Annotated in this window: 13 protein-coding genes and 1 pseudogene; 10 read left to right on the top strand and 4 right to left on the bottom strand. The window is 54.0% G+C overall.

The features are described 5' to 3' along the window. Positions 1–68 precede the first annotated feature (68 nt). Both WCC56_RS07040 and ydgT read right to left on the bottom strand, forming a co-directional pair. Complete coding sequence (locus WCC56_RS07040; RefSeq protein ID WP_424691692.1) at positions 69–509, bottom strand: DUF2569 domain-containing protein; 441 nt, start codon at positions 507–509, stop codon at positions 69–71. A gap of 110 nt (positions 510–619) precedes the next feature. Beyond that, positions 620–835, bottom strand: a complete 216-nt coding sequence (gene ydgT, locus WCC56_RS07045) for a transcription modulator YdgT (RefSeq protein ID WP_424691693.1) — start codon at positions 833–835, stop codon at positions 620–622. Between the two features lie 497 nt (positions 836–1,332). On the opposite strand from ydgT, the gene ytfQ reads away from it, so the two are divergent. The 5 genes from ytfQ to WCC56_RS07070 all read left to right on the top strand — a co-directional run bounded on the left by ytfQ (position 1,333) and on the right by WCC56_RS07070 (position 6,328). Continuing rightward, entirely contained in the window at positions 1,333–2,289 is a 957-nt protein-coding gene (ytfQ, locus tag WCC56_RS07050) for a galactofuranose ABC transporter, galactofuranose-binding protein YtfQ (protein ID WP_424691694.1), read from the top strand. Between the two features lie 54 nt (positions 2,290–2,343). Continuing rightward, positions 2,344–3,870, top strand: a complete 1,527-nt coding sequence (gene ytfR / locus WCC56_RS07055; RefSeq protein WP_424691695.1) for a galactofuranose ABC transporter, ATP-binding protein YtfR — start codon at positions 2,344–2,346, stop codon at positions 3,868–3,870. Then, positions 3,863–4,882 (top strand): galactofuranose ABC transporter, ATP-binding protein YtfT, encoded by a 1,020-nt coding sequence (gene ytfT / locus WCC56_RS07060; RefSeq protein WP_424691696.1) that lies wholly within the window; start codon positions 3,863–3,865, stop codon positions 4,880–4,882. The genes ytfR and ytfT overlap by 8 nt, the downstream gene beginning before the upstream one ends. Further along, a complete protein-coding gene (gene yjfF, locus WCC56_RS07065) occupies positions 4,875–5,861 on the top strand; it encodes a galactofuranose ABC transporter, permease protein YjfF (protein ID WP_424691697.1) in 987 nt (328 codons plus the stop codon). The genes ytfT and yjfF overlap by 8 nt, the downstream gene beginning before the upstream one ends. A 119-nt stretch (positions 5,862–5,980) precedes the next feature. Further along, positions 5,981–6,328: a hypothetical protein gene (locus WCC56_RS07070; RefSeq protein ID WP_424691698.1), complete on the top strand. Its 348-nt coding sequence runs from the start codon at positions 5,981–5,983 to the stop codon at positions 6,326–6,328. Between the two features lie 608 nt (positions 6,329–6,936). On the opposite strand, the gene araA is transcribed toward WCC56_RS07070, so the two are convergent. Together araA and WCC56_RS07080 are read right to left on the bottom strand one after the other, a co-directional pair. Continuing rightward, complete coding sequence (araA, locus tag WCC56_RS07075; RefSeq protein WP_424691699.1) at positions 6,937–8,445, bottom strand: L-arabinose isomerase; 1,509 nt, start codon at positions 8,443–8,445, stop codon at positions 6,937–6,939. Positions 8,446–8,457: 12 nt separating this feature from the next. Next, positions 8,458–10,140: a ribulokinase gene (locus tag WCC56_RS07080; RefSeq protein WP_424691700.1), complete on the bottom strand. Its 1,683-nt coding sequence runs from the start codon at positions 10,138–10,140 to the stop codon at positions 8,458–8,460. Positions 10,141–10,504: 364 nt separating this feature from the next. On the opposite strand from WCC56_RS07080, the gene WCC56_RS07085 reads away from it, so the two are divergent. The 5 genes and pseudogenes from WCC56_RS07085 to WCC56_RS07105 form a co-directional block, all read left to right on the top strand. Continuing rightward, positions 10,505–11,488: an arabinose ABC transporter substrate-binding protein gene (locus tag WCC56_RS07085; protein WP_424691701.1), complete on the top strand. Its 984-nt coding sequence runs from the start codon at positions 10,505–10,507 to the stop codon at positions 11,486–11,488. Between the two features lie 69 nt (positions 11,489–11,557). Next, the gene (araG, locus tag WCC56_RS07090) at positions 11,558–13,081 is read left to right on the top strand and encodes an L-arabinose ABC transporter ATP-binding protein AraG (RefSeq protein ID WP_424691702.1); all 1,524 of its coding nucleotides are present in this window, start codon (positions 11,558–11,560) and stop codon (positions 13,079–13,081) included. A 17-nt stretch (positions 13,082–13,098) separates the two neighbouring features. Next, entirely contained in the window at positions 13,099–14,088 is a 990-nt protein-coding gene (araH, locus tag WCC56_RS07095) for an L-arabinose ABC transporter permease AraH (RefSeq protein WP_424691703.1), read from the top strand. Between the two features lie 12 nt (positions 14,089–14,100). After that, positions 14,101–15,018: an arabinose operon transcriptional regulator AraC gene (gene araC, locus WCC56_RS07100; protein ID WP_424691704.1), complete on the top strand. Its 918-nt coding sequence runs from the start codon at positions 14,101–14,103 to the stop codon at positions 15,016–15,018. A gap of 88 nt (positions 15,019–15,106) precedes the next feature. Next, positions 15,107–15,230: pseudogene (locus WCC56_RS07105) on the top strand (oxidoreductase); the annotation flags it as partial.

A 15,230-nucleotide genomic window follows, 5' to 3' on the forward strand; every position in this document is an offset into this window, starting at 1 on the left:
ACAACATACCAGCTGTAAGGATATTCCCTAAACGCACGGAGGATTAAAATTTTGCTGGTTTTTTCAGCTTACGGCTCGATAAAGGTGGTTTTCACCCGCTGGGAGCGCTTGAAGTAAGGCACCAGGATGGCTGCAGCCAGCAGCGCGATCAGCAATGTTCTGATCGCAGCGGCATCGCTTACCGGTGAAAACGCAAAGGTTTTAATCGCCAGCAGGACGGTAATCAGTAGCCAGATAATATAGTGACGGGGCAGACGACGAGAGCGTTTGCAAAAAATCCATGTCACCCAAATGCTGTAGGCCCAGACCACCAGTGATATCGCCAGTGAAAGGCCCCACTGCAGCGTAAATTCATGGGTGTTATTAAACAGGGCGCTGCGTAATTCTGGCGTTAATAACGCACTTAAATACATTGCGATCACAATGGCACTGGTCAGCATGGTCATAATTAACCAGGCGAGCGGCACCAGAAGCAGTCCGGCAATGCGTGGGGATGATGCTGTAGCCACTCTTACATCCTTTGAGAACGGGTAAAAAAGACCGTTTGCTGTCCAAACGAGTCACGCACGATAAGGACAAAGGAGTATACGGAAGGCCAGTTAATTATTGAATGGAAAATTTAAATCACATAGCGCCAGACGGATTTTGGCACGCGGCCCAAATCAAACAAACGCCCGCCGGAAGTGAGCTCTGCGCGGCGATGATCGGCAGCGCGATACATATTCGAAATCTCCGTATTATCCGTAAGCGAATAATTCAGATGGTCGAACAGCTTCTCCAGCGTTTCAAGCGAGCTCACTTTACGAAACTTCAACAGATAATTTTCTACTGACATGATGGCCGTTGTGGGTAGGGATCAGGAGGGTCAAGTATATGGCTGGAAGGGTTTCTGTCCAGAGGACAAAGGAGTAACTGACTGTAAATTAAGACTATAGCCCAGGAATTGTGCGCATTTTTAAGGCCATTCGTTCACTCTTCCAGCCGCTTTCCCGGCGCTGGTCTTGTCCAGATGTGTCGCAAGTCACAAAATTGTTAATTCCCTGGGCCAATAAAAGAAGCACAAAGCGTGACAGAACCTGACGCGGTGCTGTAATCGCTTCCATTGAGCCAAATGATAAGCGCTTATGTTTATTACAGTTATTTAACATGCTGAGAAAACGTTCCACGCGTTTCATCCATATCGCCCACCCGGCGCGGCAGCCAGCCAGATCGCGTAACCTCTTTTAATTGTTGTGTTTTGTGAGCATTGTCGTAAATGTTTAATTCAGGATAGTCCAGGATTTAGTGGCGTTTGACCCTACACAACCAAATCCCATCAGAGGAAAAATGATCATGTGGAAGCGTTTACTTTTAACCACCCTCATCAGTGCAAGCCTGACCGGCGCCGCACTGGCTGAATCCATGACGGTCGGTTTCTCGCAGGTTGGCTCCGAATCAGGCTGGCGTGCGGCAGAAACCAGCGTGGCGAAAAGCGAGGCCCAGAAGCGCGGGATCACGCTGAAAATAGCTGATGGTCAGCAGAAACAAGAGAACCAAATCAAGGCTGTGCGTTCGTTCATCGCGCAGGGCGTGGATGCGATTTTTATCGCTCCGGTAGTGCAGACAGGCTGGGAACCGGTGCTTGAAGAAGCGAAAGACGCCAAGATCCCGGTGTTCCTGTTAGACCGTGCCATCGTGGTGAAAGACAAGTCGCTGTATATGGCTGTGGTTACCGCGGATAACGTTTATGAAGGCAAATTAATTGGCGACTGGCTGGTAAAACAGCAGGCGGGCAAACCTTGTAATGTCGTTGAACTGCAGGGCACCGTAGGCGCCAGCGTAGCCATCGACCGTAAAAAAGGCTTTGCTGAAGCCATTTCCAGCGCGCCTGGCATCAAGATCCTTCGATCTCAGTCCGGTGACTTTACTCGCAGTAAGGGTAAAGAGGTGATGGAGAGCTTTATCAAGGCAGAGAACAACGGCAAAAACATCTGCATGGTTTATGCCCACAATGATGATATGGCTATCGGTGCAATTCAGGCGATCAAAGAAGCCGGGCTCAAGCCAGGCAAAGATATCCTGACCGGCTCAATCGACGGTGTTCCAGATATCTATAAAGCGATGCTGGCTGGTGAGGCGAATGCCAACGTAGAACTGACGCCAAACATGGCTGGCCCGGCGTTTGATGCGCTGGAGAAATTTAAGAAAGACGGCACCATGCCGCCAAAAATTATCAAAACCGAATCGAAGCTTTACCTGCCTGCCGATGCGCAGTCTCAGTTAGACAAGAAAAAAGGCATGGGTTACTAACCACCGCGCCGCCTGGCCCTCAGGCGGCTTTTTTCATGGTTGAGGCGAAGTCGTATGAACTCCCAGAACACCTCAATGACGCCGCTGTTAAGTATTAGCGGCGTCAGCAAAGCCTTTCCCGGCGTTAAAGCGCTGGATAATGTTTCCTTTGACGTCCGGCCGGGCGAAATTATGGCGCTGTTGGGGGAAAATGGCGCAGGCAAATCCACCATCATCAAAGTGCTGACTGGCGTATATAAACGCGACAGCGGCAGCGTCATGCTGGAGGGGCACACCATCAATCCGCAAAGCACTGCTGAAGCGCAGAGCATCGGCATTGGTACGGTGTATCAGGAAGTGAACCTGCTGCCTAATATGTCGGTGGCGGACAATTTGTTTATCGGCCGTGAACCGCGCCGTTTTGGTCTGATTGACCGCAAAACCCTGGTGCGTAAAGCCCAGGAGTTACTTCACAGCTACGGTTTTGAACTGGATGTGACCCGCCCGCTGGGCCAGTACTCGGTGGCGATGCAGCAGATCATTGCTATCTGCCGCGCGGTCGATCTCTCGGCCAAAATTCTGATCCTTGATGAGCCCACCGCCAGTCTGGATGCCAGCGAAGTTGAGATGCTTTTTACGCTGATGAACCAGCTGAAGGCTAAGGGCATGGGCCTGATCTTTGTCACCCACTTCCTCGATCAGGTGTACAAAGTCAGCGACCGCATCACCGTCCTCCGTAACGGTCAGTTTGTTGCCACGCGTGAAACCAAAGAGCTGCCGCAAATCGAACTGATCAAGCTGATGCTGGGGCGTGAACTGCTGGAGACCGCGTTGCAACGCGCAGGCAGCACGCTGAAAAGTAATCAGCCGGTGGTTGAATTTAAAGATTACGGCAAGAAAGGGACGATTGAACCCTTCAGCCTCAGCGTCCGCCCTGGCGAAGCCGTGGGTCTGGCTGGATTACTGGGATCCGGCAGGACAGAAACCGCTGAACTGTTATTTGGTATCCGACGTGCCGACAGCGGCACTGCCTTTATCAGAGGTAAAAAACGGACTATTCGCACGCCCGCTCAGGCATCGCACCTTGGGATGGGATTTTGCCCGGAGGATCGTAAAACCGACGGCATAGTGGGTGCGGCTTCGGTCCGAGAAAACATCATTCTGGCCTTGCAGGCTCAGCGCGGCTGGCTGCGGCCGATTAAGCGGCGTGAGCAGCAGCAAATAGCCGATCGTTTTATTAAAGCGATGGGGATTCGCACGCCCAATGCCGAGCAGCCAGTCGAGCTGTTGTCCGGCGGTAATCAGCAAAAAGTCCTGCTCTCACGCTGGCTGGTGACCAAGCCGCAGTTCCTGATCCTGGATGAGCCTACGCGCGGTATCGACGTTGGAGCGCACGCAGAAATCATTCGTCTGATTGAGTCCTTATGTGCTGATGGCCTGGCATTGTTGGTGATCTCCTCTGAACTTGAAGAGTTGGTGGGTTATGCGGATCGGGTTGTGATCCTGAGGGATCGCCAGCAGGTGGCGGAAATCCCCCTGGAACAACTTTCCGTTGCCTCCATTGTTAATGCTATAGCTGCTGGGGGGACACAACATGCTTGAGTCACATCTGGTGCCGGGGAAAACGCGCATGTTCAAACGCAAATTACCAGCAGGGATGCCGCAAATCGCGGCGCTGGTGCTGGTGCTGATTATCGACAGCCTGGTGGCCAATAACTTCTTCGCCATTCACATCCAGGATGGACGGCTGTTTGGTAGCCCTATCGATATCCTCAACCGTGCAGCGCCGGTAGCACTGCTGGCGATTGGTATGACGCTGGTAATCGCCACCGGCGGAATAGACTTGTCCGTGGGTGCCGTGATGGCAATAGCCGGTGCGACCGCAGCCACGCTGACCGTCTCGGGGCACAGTTTGCCCGTAATCGTTCTGGCGACACTGGGAACCGGTATCCTGTGCGGGTTATGGAATGGTGTGCTGGTGGCATTACTGAAGATCCAGCCGTTTGTCGCCACGCTAATCCTGATGGTTGCCGGGCGGGGGATCGCTCAGTTGATCACTCAGGGACAAATCGTCACCTTCGACAGCGAGTCACTGGCACGGTTTGGCAGTGGCACGCTGCTGACGCTGCCAGTACCGGTGTGGATCACGCTGGCAATGGCGCTGTTGGTCTGGGTGTTGACCCGTAAAACGGCGTTAGGAATGTTTATTGAAGCGGTAGGCATCAACCTGCGTGCCGCACGCAATGCGGGAGTGAATGGCTGGCTAATTGTGATGACCACTTACGTTATCAGCGGGCTTTGCGCCGCTGTGGCGGGATTGATTGTCGCCGCCGACATTCGCGGTGCGGATGCCAATAACGCCGGTTTATGGCTGGAGCTGGATGCGATCCTGGCCGTGGTCATCGGTGGGGCATCTTTGATGGGCGGGCGGTACAACCTGCTGCTGTCGCTGATTGGCGCACTGATCATTCAGGCGATGAACACCGGTATTCTGTTGTCGGGCTTCCCGCCTGAACTGAATCAGGTAGTCAAAGCAGTGGTGGTGATGGCGGTACTGTTGATTCAGTCGCCACGGTTTATTCAACTGTTCAAGCGAGGACGCAAAGGTGCTTAAACGTCATCTTCCCCTGATGATTACGCTGCTGGTATTTGTAGCAGGGTATCTGTTCTGCCTCAGTCAGTTTCCGGGCTTTGCCTCAACGCGGGTGATCGCCAATATCCTGACGGATAATGCTTTCCTTGGAATTATTGCGGTCGGCATGACCTTCGTTATCCTGTCCGGCGGGATAGATCTGTCAGTAGGTGCGGTGATTGCCTTTACCGGTGTGTTCCTGGCCAGAGCGATTGGGGATTTCCATCTGGATCCGTGGCTGGCTTTTGCGCTGGTGATGGTGATGGGTTCAGCCTTTGGCGCCTTTATGGGCTGGCTGATTGACGCGTTGAAGATCCCGGCATTTATCATTACGCTTGCCGGCATGTTCTTCCTGCGCGGCAGCAGTTTTCTGGTCTCTGAAAGCTCATTACCGATCGATCATCCGCTCTATACCACGCTCTCCAGCATGGCCTGGAAGATCCCAGGAGGAGGGCGATTAAGTCTGCTGGCGGTGATAATGCTGGCTGTAGTGCTGTTCGGTATTATCCTGGCACACCGCAGCCGCTTTGGTAATCAGGTCTATGCTATTGGCGGCAACGTTACCTCTGCCCAGCTGATGGGGATTTCCACGCGCAGCACCACCATACGCATCTACATGCTCTCTTCAGCCCTTGCCACGCTGGCTGGCATCGTGTTTTCCATCTATACCTCATCAGGCTACGCGCTGGCAGGCATGGGCGTGGAGCTGGATGCCATCGCCTCAGTGGTGATTGGCGGCACGCTGCTGTCAGGCGGCGTGGGAACCGTGCTCGGAACGTTATTCGGTGTGCTGATTCAGGGGCTGATCCAGACCTGGATCAACTTTGACGGCACGCTCAGTTCGTGGTGGACCAAAATCGCCATCGGTATTCTGTTGTTCGCCTTTATCGCGCTACAACGCCTGCTGACAGTGATGTGGGACCGTCAGCAGAACGCTCCGGTGAAACGACTGGCGGGATAGAGGCACGATTATCATCATTAGATTCACACTCGACGTGCTCAATAAGAGCACGTTTTTTTACGCTTGTAGCTGAGGCAGGGTAAATCGTCGGAATGGTCTGGTGGCGGGTCAGGGAGAGCTTGCTGCTGCTGGATCGTAAGTTGTCTGAATGGTCTGGTGGCAGGTCAGGGCGTGTTTGGAGCTGTGACCCTGCAAGTTGTCTGGATGATCTGGTGGCAGGTCAGGGAGAGAAGGTTGAACACAAAGACGCCGTGAATCCTCCCTGGAGGCTAAGCTGCGACGTCCATGTCGCAGATACTTTGCTTATCAACCTTCTCTCCCTTCCCGTCAGTTTCAATGTTGCCTGTTCAAATGGGGCAACACACTTCAAAATCAAACCAATCAAACCAATCAAACCAATCAAACCAATCAAACCAGTCAAACCAACCAACCAACCAACCAACCAACCAACCCAGTCAAATCAATAAACCCTTCGACTCACTCCAGGCAACCAAACTCTGTTCATTAACAGAAGATTAGTGCGGACATCTGGCAGGCAAAACACTATTGGCAAACTGAGTTGTGAGCCTAAGAATGTGTTTTGATCTTTGCGTCCACCAAACTCTGTTCACTATTAGAAGATGAGCGCGGATATCTGGCAGGCAAAACGATATTAGCCTGCTGGGTGGTGAATCGAAGAATGGGTGTTGACCTGTGTATCCACTAGCTCACCATCAACGATGAAGTTATTGGGTGGCGGCATAGAGCGCGTTAGCCGAGTGTATGCAGCAGGGATGCTGCATCCAGGCTTTCACGGTTGTTACGACTTTGGGTGGAGCTACATTGTCCCCTACGAGCGTCTCGGATAACGCGCTCTATGCTGACGCCTTACCACCGCAGCCGTCCTTGACGTTTCAGCCTTAGCAACGCGCTCTATGCCGACGCCTTACCACCGCAGCCGGTGTTGACGTTGCATTCTACGCAACGCGCTCTATGCCGAAGCTTTTCCACCGCCGCCGTCATCGGCCTTGACCTTCAGCCATAAAAAAAGCCCTCCTGATCTCAGGAAGGCTCATCTCGGATCTTAAAGTGAATACTAGTAGCGTTGGTTCAAACGGTAATAAGCTTCGTTCCAGCGCAGCGCATCTTTAAAGCCGTGCAGAGTGGTCTCGTCGTCGATGACTAGCACTTCGATGCCGTGCATCTCACCGTACTGACGCATGTCTTCAACGGTCAGTGCCTGACTGAACACCGTGTGGTGCGCGCCGCCGCCAAGTATCCACGCTTCTGATGCTGTTGCCAGTGACGGCTGGGCATGCCACAGCGCACGCGCTACCGGCAGCTTCGGCAACGGTTTTGGTTGCTCGATCGCATCCACCACGTTCACCAACAGACGGAAACGATCGCCCATATCAACCACGCTGGCGTTTACCGCGCGACCAGCTGGCGAAGAGAAGATCATACGCGCTGGATCGGCCTTCCCGCCTATGCCCAAATACTGCACGTCAATTAATGGACGGCTCTCTTTGGCGATTGACGGGCAGACTTCCAGCATATGGGAACCCAACACCAGATCGTTGCCTGGTGAGAAGTGATAGGTGTAATCCTCCATAAAGGAGGTTCCGCCCGGCAAACCGGTCGCCATCACTTTAAAGACGTGCAGCAGCGCGGCGGTTTTCCAGTCACCTTCGCCAGCAAATCCATAACCCTGCTGCATCAGACGCTGCACAGCCAGACCTGGCAACTGCGTCATGCCATGTAACGTCTGGAAGTTGGTGGTGAAGGCCATGCAGCCCTCATTCTGTAAAAAGCCCTTAATGCCCAGTTCAATTTTCGCCGCATCCAGCACGTTCTGGCGCTTCTCACCGTTCACCGCTGCTGCTGCGGTAAAGTCATACAGACTCTCGTATTCATCAACCAGTGCATTAATATCGCCATCGCTGACGCCGTTGATCACCTCAACCAGATCGCCCACGCCCCAGCCATTCACCGAATAACCAAACTGGATCTGCGCAGCCACTTTGTCGCCTTCAGTAACCGCTACTTCACGCATGTTGTCGCCAAAACGCGCGACTTTCAAATTCTGGCTGGCTTGTTTCGCTGCGGCGGCACGCATCCACTGGCCCAGACGATCTTGTGCAACTTTATCCTGCCAGTGACCGGTAATCACGCTGTGCTGCAAACGCATACGTGCGCCAATGAAGCCGAACTCGCGGCCGCCGTGCGCGGTCTGGTTCAGGTTCATAAAGTCCATATCCATGCTGTCCCACGGGATCTCGGCATTGAACTGGGTATGGAATTGCAGCAGCGGCTTATTCAGGATGGTTAAGCCACCAATCCACATCTTGGCTGGCGAGAAAGTATGCAGCCAGGTCACGATGCCCAGACAGTCATCGGCATGATTAGCCTGACGGCACAGGGCCAGCGCTTCGTCCGGGCTTTTTACCAGCGGCTTCAACACCAGAGTAAAGGGCAGACGACCGTCACGATTCAATCCGTCCACGACCTGCTGACCATGCTGTTCCACCTGACGCAAAGTTTCCGCGCCGTATAGATGCTGAGTACCAATTACAAACCAGACGTTAAGCGCATTAGGCTGAGTCATTTTTCATTCTCCTTAAATTTTGGACGGTTGAGCGGCAAACTGCGGTTCGGCCACTTCACACCACTGAAGGTAACGTTGATAAAGCTGTTGATAGCGATCGACGCGGCTGGCGTCAGGCTGCAAAGTTGTGGCAATCGGGCTGGCCATATTCTGTTGCGCGGAAGGGACGTCCGGGTAGACGCCTGCGGCTACAGCGGCAAAAATCGCTGCGCCAAGCGCACAACACTCGTCTGAGGCGACGATATCCAGCGGACGGTTCATCACATCGCAACACACCTGCATGATCGCCGGGGATTTGCGGGCAATGCCACCCAGCGTCAGAATGCTTTCTACCGGGATGTCCTGCTGCTCGAAACACTCCATAATGGCGCGCGCGCCGAAGGCAGTAGCCGCGATAAAACCACCGAACAGAGCAGGGGCATCGGTTCCCAGATTGAGGTCGGTGATCACACCTTGCAGACGTTGGTTAGCAAACGGTGTGCGGCGGCCGTTAAACCAGTCCAGCACCACCGGCAGATGCTCAAGCTGCGGATCGGCTGCCCAGGCTTTGGTCAGATCGTTCAGCAGGTTTTTACGGATAGCGGTCAGGCCTGGCTCCAACTCAGGGCTGTTTTTAGCAGCCTGATCCAGTGGCCAGCTAAGCAGACGGCTGAACCAGGCATACATATCACCAAAGGCTGACTGTCCGGCTTCCAGGCCAATCATCTCCGGCACTACGCTGCCATCCACCTGACCACAAATGCCTTTAATGGCTCGATTGCCCACGCGCTGCTGGTCGGCTATCAGAATGTCGCAGGTTGAAGTGCCGATCACTTTCACCAGCGTATAAGGGCGTGCGCCCGCGCCAACTGCGCCCATGTGGCAGTCAAAGGCGCCACCCGATAAGGTGACGGTTTCCGGCAGGCCCAGCCGTTCGGCCCATTCGGCGGTGATCTTGCCAACGGGCAGATCTGCGGTCCAGGTCTCGCTGAATAGCGGAGTATCAAGGTGGCGGGTCAACAGGGGATCCAGTGCCTGGAGGAACTCACTGGTCGGCAAACCTTGCCATTCCGGATGCCATAATGATTTATGGCCTGCGGCACAGCGACCCCGGCGAATATCCTGCGGAGCCGTGGTGCCGCTTAATAAGGCGGGCACCCAGTCACACAGCTCAATCCACGACACGGCAGCTTCACGTACGGCCTGATCTTCGCGGCTGACATGCAGGATCTTCGCCCAGAACCATTCAGAAGAGTAAATGCCACCGATAAAGCGCGAATAGTCCTCGAACTTCCCGCTGTGACACAGGGCGGTAATCTCTTCGGCTTCCTTTATAGCGGTGTGATCTTTCCACAACACGAACATCGCGTTGGGGTTTTCAGCAAACTCAGGCAGCAGCGCCAGCACATTTCCGTGGCGATCGATTGGGGCAGGGGTTGAACCGGTTGAATCCACGCCGATGCCAACCACCTTCAGCCGCTGCTCAGGGGATAATTTGGTGACAACGTCACGAATAGCCTGTTCAAAGGCGTCGATGTAGTCCTGAGGATGATGGCGGAACTGGTTAATGCGGCTTTGACAATAAAGCCCGGCTTGCCAGCGAGAGTAAGCCACTACCTGTGAATGCAATTCCTGTCCGCTGGCGCAATCCACAGCCAAAGCGCGAACCGAATCACTGCCAAAATCCAGACCTATTGTTATGGCTCCCAACTGCATGTTCTTCTCTCCAGACGGTATGTATAAACCTGTCTGACTACCCTAAGAAGTGGCGCGGTTTGCCGTTAGGTTAAGGACGCTGCAAATATGCACTTTTCTGTCATCTTGCTGAATTCTGTGATGAAGCTCAAATGTTACATTGAGGTTAATTTAGCTGAATGTATGGACGAAATAACTGTAATTCCAGCTTGTGATACCGCTCTCCCTTTCTCTGTTAAGTTCCCGTTAAAACTAGCGCTCATCGGCACAGGTTACGCTGTCCTGACCGAAAAACTTGCTGTTTTAAGCCCTTAAGTGGGCAGCATTCCGAATGATACCGTTTACATCACACCGCCGAAAAGCGGGAACTGAGCCGGAGAGCCTCATGCACAAAGTACCCTACGCGCTTGCTGCCATTGGCCTTGCAGCTGTTATGTCACAATCAGCTATGGCGGAGACCATGAAACTCGGTTTCCTGGTCAAACAGCCGGAAGAACCCTGGTTCCAGACCGAGTGGAAATTTGCTGACAAAGCCGGGAAAGAGATGGGCTTTGAAGTGATTAAAATTGCCGTACCGGATGGTGAAAAAACCCTGAATGCCATCGACAGCCTGGCGGCGAGCGGAGCCAAAGGTTTCGTTATCTGTACGCCAGATCCGAAACTGGGTTCTGCGATTGTGGCCAAAGCCCGCAGTTACGATCTGAAAGTCATCGCCGTTGATGACCAGTTCGTCACCGCCAAAGGCAAACCTATGGACACCGTGCCACTGGTGATGATGGCCGCCACCAAAATCGGCGAACGTCAGGGGCAGGAACTCTATAAAGAGATGCAAAAACGCGGCTGGGATGTGAAAGACACCGGCGTGATGGCGATTACCGCAGATGAGCTGGATACTGCGCGTCGTCGTACTGGCGGCTCGATGGAGGCGTTAAAAGCGGCTGGCTTCCCGGCGAATCAAATCTTCAAAGTCCCTACCAAATCTAACGATATCCCTGGCGCGTTCGATGCCGGTAACTCCCTGCTGGTGCAACATCCAGGCGTGAAACACTGGCTGATCCTCGGCATGAACGATAACACCGTGCTGGGTGGCGTGCGTGCAACTGAAGGTCAGGGCTTCAAAGCGCCAGACGTGATCGGCATCGGCATCAACGGTGTGGATGCGGTTAACGAACTGTCGAAAGGCCAGGCCACCGGCTTCTACGGCTCGCTGCTGCCAAGCCCGGACGTGCATGGGTATAAGAGCATCCAGATGCTTTACAACTGGGTGAACAAAGGTGCTGAACCACCGAAGTTTACTGAAGTGACTGACGTGGTGCTGATCACCCGTGACAACTTCAAAACAGAACTGGCGAAAAAAGGCCTGATGTAAAAAAACCGTGGGGAACAGTGCTGATGGCGCTGTTCCCCTGCGATGTACGGTAACCGGGCAGGAGATAACATGAGTACGCAACCCGCATATCTGAGCTTCCACGGCATCGGAAAAACCTTTCCAGGCGTGAAGGCGTTGCAGGACATCAGTTTTGAATGTGGCGCAGGGCAAATCCACGCGCTGATGGGTGAAAACGGCGCGGGCAAATCCACGCTGTTGAAAATTCTCAGCGGCAGCTACCAGCCATCCAGCGGTGAAATCCGTCTGAAGGGGCAGCCGGTCAGCTTTACCCACACCACCGACGCGCTGGATGCGGGGGTAGCCATTATTTATCAGGAGCTGCATCTGGTACCGGAAATGTCGGTAGCGGAAAATATCTACCTCGGTCAGTTGCCGCAGCGCGCGGGCTTTGTTAACCGCAAACTGCTGCGTTATGAGGCGGGAGAACAGCTGAAAAACCTGGGGATGGATATCGACCCGGATACCCCGTTGAAATCTCTGTCGCTGGGTCAGTGGCAGATGGTGGAAATCGCTAAGGCGCTGGCGCGTAACGCCAAGGTTATTGCCTTTGACGAGCCAACCAGTTCGCTTTCCGCCCGTGAAATTGAACACCTGTTCCGTGTTATCCGCCAGTTACGCCAGCAGGGCCGCGTGGTGCTTTACGTTTCGCACCGTATGGAGGAGATCTTTGCGCTGAGCGATGCCATTACCGTCTTCAAAGATGGGCGCTATGTGCGCACCTTCGATGATGTGCCGAATACCTCACATGACGAACTGGTGCAGGCGATGGTCGGTCGTGAAATCGGCGACATTTACGGTTACTCGCCAAGAGAAACCGGAGCCGTTCGCTTGCAGTTGGATCAGGTGCAGGCTAAAGGCGTTCGCCAGCCGATCTCGTTAAAAGTGCATGCCGGAGAAATCGTTGGGCTGTTTGGCCTGGTCGGTGCCGGTCGCAGCGAGCTGATGAAAGGCCTGTTTGGTGCCACGAAGTTAACCGGAGGCGAACTGCGTCTGGATGGCGAAGTGATTGTGATCAAGGAACCTGCTCACGCTATTCGTGCCGGGATCCTGCTTTGTCCTGAAGATCGCAAGGCAGATGGCATTATTCCTGTCCACTCCGTGCGCGACAACATCAATATCAGCGCAAGGCGCAATAATCTGACCGCAGGCTGTCTGATCGACAACCAGTGGGAAAGCAAAAATGCAGCCTTGCACATTAAATCGCTCAACATCAAAACGCCTTCAGCCGATCAGCTGATCATGAACCTCTCCGGCGGCAACCAGCAGAAGGCCATTCTGGGCCGCTGGCTCTCCGAAGAGATGAAAGTGATCCTGCTGGATGAGCCAACGCGCGGCATTGATGTCGGCGCCAAAAATGAAATCTACACCCTGATCTATGCGCTGGCCGAAAAGGGCATTGCTGTGCTGTTTGCCTCCAGCGACCTGCCTGAAGTGATGGGGCTGGCGGATCGAATCCTGGTAATGAGAGAGGGCGAAATCGCCGGTGAGCTGAGCCATACGCAGGCCACCGAAGCGCTGACCCTGGGTCTTGCTATGCCGAAAACGACTCAACGCGCCGCAGCTGTGGCCTGATTAGAAGGAGTACTGTTATGTCATCTCACACCACGTCTTCCGCGACGCCACCTAAGCCAACACAGCGCGTCAATCTGGGCCGCATCTGGGATAATTTCGGCATGCTGGTGGTGTTTGCCGTGCTGTTTATCGGCTGCACTATTTTTGTGCCGAACTTCGGTTCACTGATCAATATGAAAGGCCTTGGGCTGGCGATGTCGATGTCTGGCATGGTGGCTTGCGGCATGTTGTTCTGTCTGGCCTCCGGCGATTTTGACCTGTCAGTGGCTTCCGTTATCGCCTGTGCGGGTGTGACTACCGCCGTGGTGATCAACATGACTGAAAGCCTGTGGATTGGCATCTTCGCTGGTCTGCTGCTGGGCGTAGCCTGTGGCTTTATCAACGGCTTTGTCATCGCCAAACTGAAAATCAACGCCTTGATCACCACGCTGGCAACGATGCAGATTGTGCGTGGTCTGGCCTACATTTTCTCAAACGGTCAGGCGGTGGGTATCGAAGACGAGCGCTTCTTTGCACTGGGCTACACCAACTGGTTTGGCGTGCCTGCACCGGTCTGGCTGACTATTGGCACCATGATCATCTTCGGCTTCCTGCTGAACAAAACCACCTTTGGCCGCAACACGCTGGCGATTGGCGGTAATGAAGAAGCGGCTCGTCTTGCTGGTGTCCCGGTAGTCCGCACCCGTATTATCATCTTTATCCTCTCTGGCCTGGTTTCTGCGGCGGCAGGCATTATCCTGGCCTCACGTATGACCAGCGGCCAGCCGATGACGTCACTGGGGTATGAGCTGATTGTGATCTCCGCTTGCGTGTTGGGCGGCGTGTCGTTGAAAGGCGGGATTGGCAAAATTTCCTACGTGGTTGCCGGGGTGTTGATCCTTGGAACCGTTGAGAATGCGATGAATTTATTGAATATCTCGCCATTCTCACAGTATGTCGTGCGAGGTTTGATACTGTTAGCGGCGGTCATTTTCGACCGCTACAAACAGAAAGCCAAAGCAGCCTGATCAGGAGGCGTTATGTACCATCGCTTAGCGCCAGTGGCGCAATCTAACCCGTTGTTACCTGGCTATCAGTTCAATGCCTGGCTGGTAGCCGGACTGACGCCAATCAACGCCGGAGATGGTCTGGATTTCTTTATTGACCGTCCGCTGGGCATGAAAGGCTTCATCATTAACCTGACCACCAAAGGGCGTGGTCAGGTATTTAACGGCGAAGACGCATTCGACTGTGAACCCGGTGATTTGCTGCTGTTCCAGCCAAAGACGCAGCATTATTATGGCCGATCGCCAGAAAGCGACTGCTGGCACCACCGCTGGATTTATTTCAGACCCCGCGCCTACTGGAGCGACTGGCTGGTGTGGCAGGATGAGAAGAAAGGCGTGGGAAGGCTGAGGTTACCAGAGCGTCTGCGCGGTGAGTTTGAACGGCTGTTTGCCAACATTGAACAGACCCATACCTCAGGTCGACGCTTTGCTGAAGAACTGGCGATGAACCTGTTGGAGCTGCTGCTGCTGCGCGCTGTTGAAGAAGATCCTCGCAGCCATCAGCAAATTCGCGATCCTCGGGTCATTGAGGCCTGTCAGTTCGTCACCAGCAATCTGGCCGGGGAGCTGAAAATTGATGAAGTGGCGAACCATGTTTGCCTGTCGCCTTCGCGACTGGCTCACCTGTTCCGCGAGCAAATGGGCGTGAATCTGCTGCGCTGGCGTGAGGATCAGCGAGTCATTCGCGCCAAGCTGCTGCTGCAAACCACCCAGGAGCCGATTGCCACCGTTGGTAGGATTGTTGGTTACGACGATCAGCTTTATTTTTCACGCGTGTTCCGTAAACGTGTTGGCGTCAGTCCAAGTGATTTCCGCCGTCGTTCACTGGATGCGCACGATGCGCTGGTCGCTCAGGAAAGCTGGGATTTGCCCAGAAGTGCCAATAGTTAAGCGAAACGGGACAATTCAGGTAATTCCCGCTTGTCCTTACCCTGCTGATAGTCTTAAATCAGCAGGGTAAGTGACAAGAGGAATCCAAATGAGCGACAAAATTCGTGTAGGGCTGGTCGGTTACGGCTTTGCCAGCAAGACCTTCCATGCGCCACTGATCGCCGGTACCGCAGGCATGGAACTGGCCGTAGTCTCCAGCAGTGATGCCAGCA

The organism is Erwinia sp., assembly GCF_049696395.1.
In the GTDB taxonomy this organism is placed as follows: domain Bacteria; phylum Pseudomonadota; class Gammaproteobacteria; order Enterobacterales; family Enterobacteriaceae; genus Erwinia.

Coding starts and splice junctions, on each gene's coding strand:
- ydgT (WP_424691693.1), bottom strand. CDS start 835: ATGTCAGTAGAAAATTATCTGTTGAAGTTTCGTAAAGTGAGCTCGCTT.
- ytfQ (WP_424691694.1), top strand. CDS start 1,333: ATGTGGAAGCGTTTACTTTTAACCACCCTCATCAGTGCAAGCCTGACC.
- ytfR (WP_424691695.1), top strand. CDS start 2,344: ATGAACTCCCAGAACACCTCAATGACGCCGCTGTTAAGTATTAGCGGC.
- ytfT (WP_424691696.1), top strand. CDS start 3,863: ATGCTTGAGTCACATCTGGTGCCGGGGAAAACGCGCATGTTCAAACGC.
- araA (WP_424691699.1), bottom strand. CDS start 8,445: ATGACTCAGCCTAATGCGCTTAACGTCTGGTTTGTAATTGGTACTCAG.
- WCC56_RS07080 (WP_424691700.1), bottom strand. CDS start 10,140: ATGCAGTTGGGAGCCATAACAATAGGTCTGGATTTTGGCAGTGATTCG.
- WCC56_RS07085 (WP_424691701.1), top strand. CDS start 10,505: ATGCACAAAGTACCCTACGCGCTTGCTGCCATTGGCCTTGCAGCTGTT.
- araG (WP_424691702.1), top strand. CDS start 11,558: ATGAGTACGCAACCCGCATATCTGAGCTTCCACGGCATCGGAAAAACC.
- araH (WP_424691703.1), top strand. CDS start 13,099: ATGTCATCTCACACCACGTCTTCCGCGACGCCACCTAAGCCAACACAG.
- araC (WP_424691704.1), top strand. CDS start 14,101: ATGTACCATCGCTTAGCGCCAGTGGCGCAATCTAACCCGTTGTTACCT.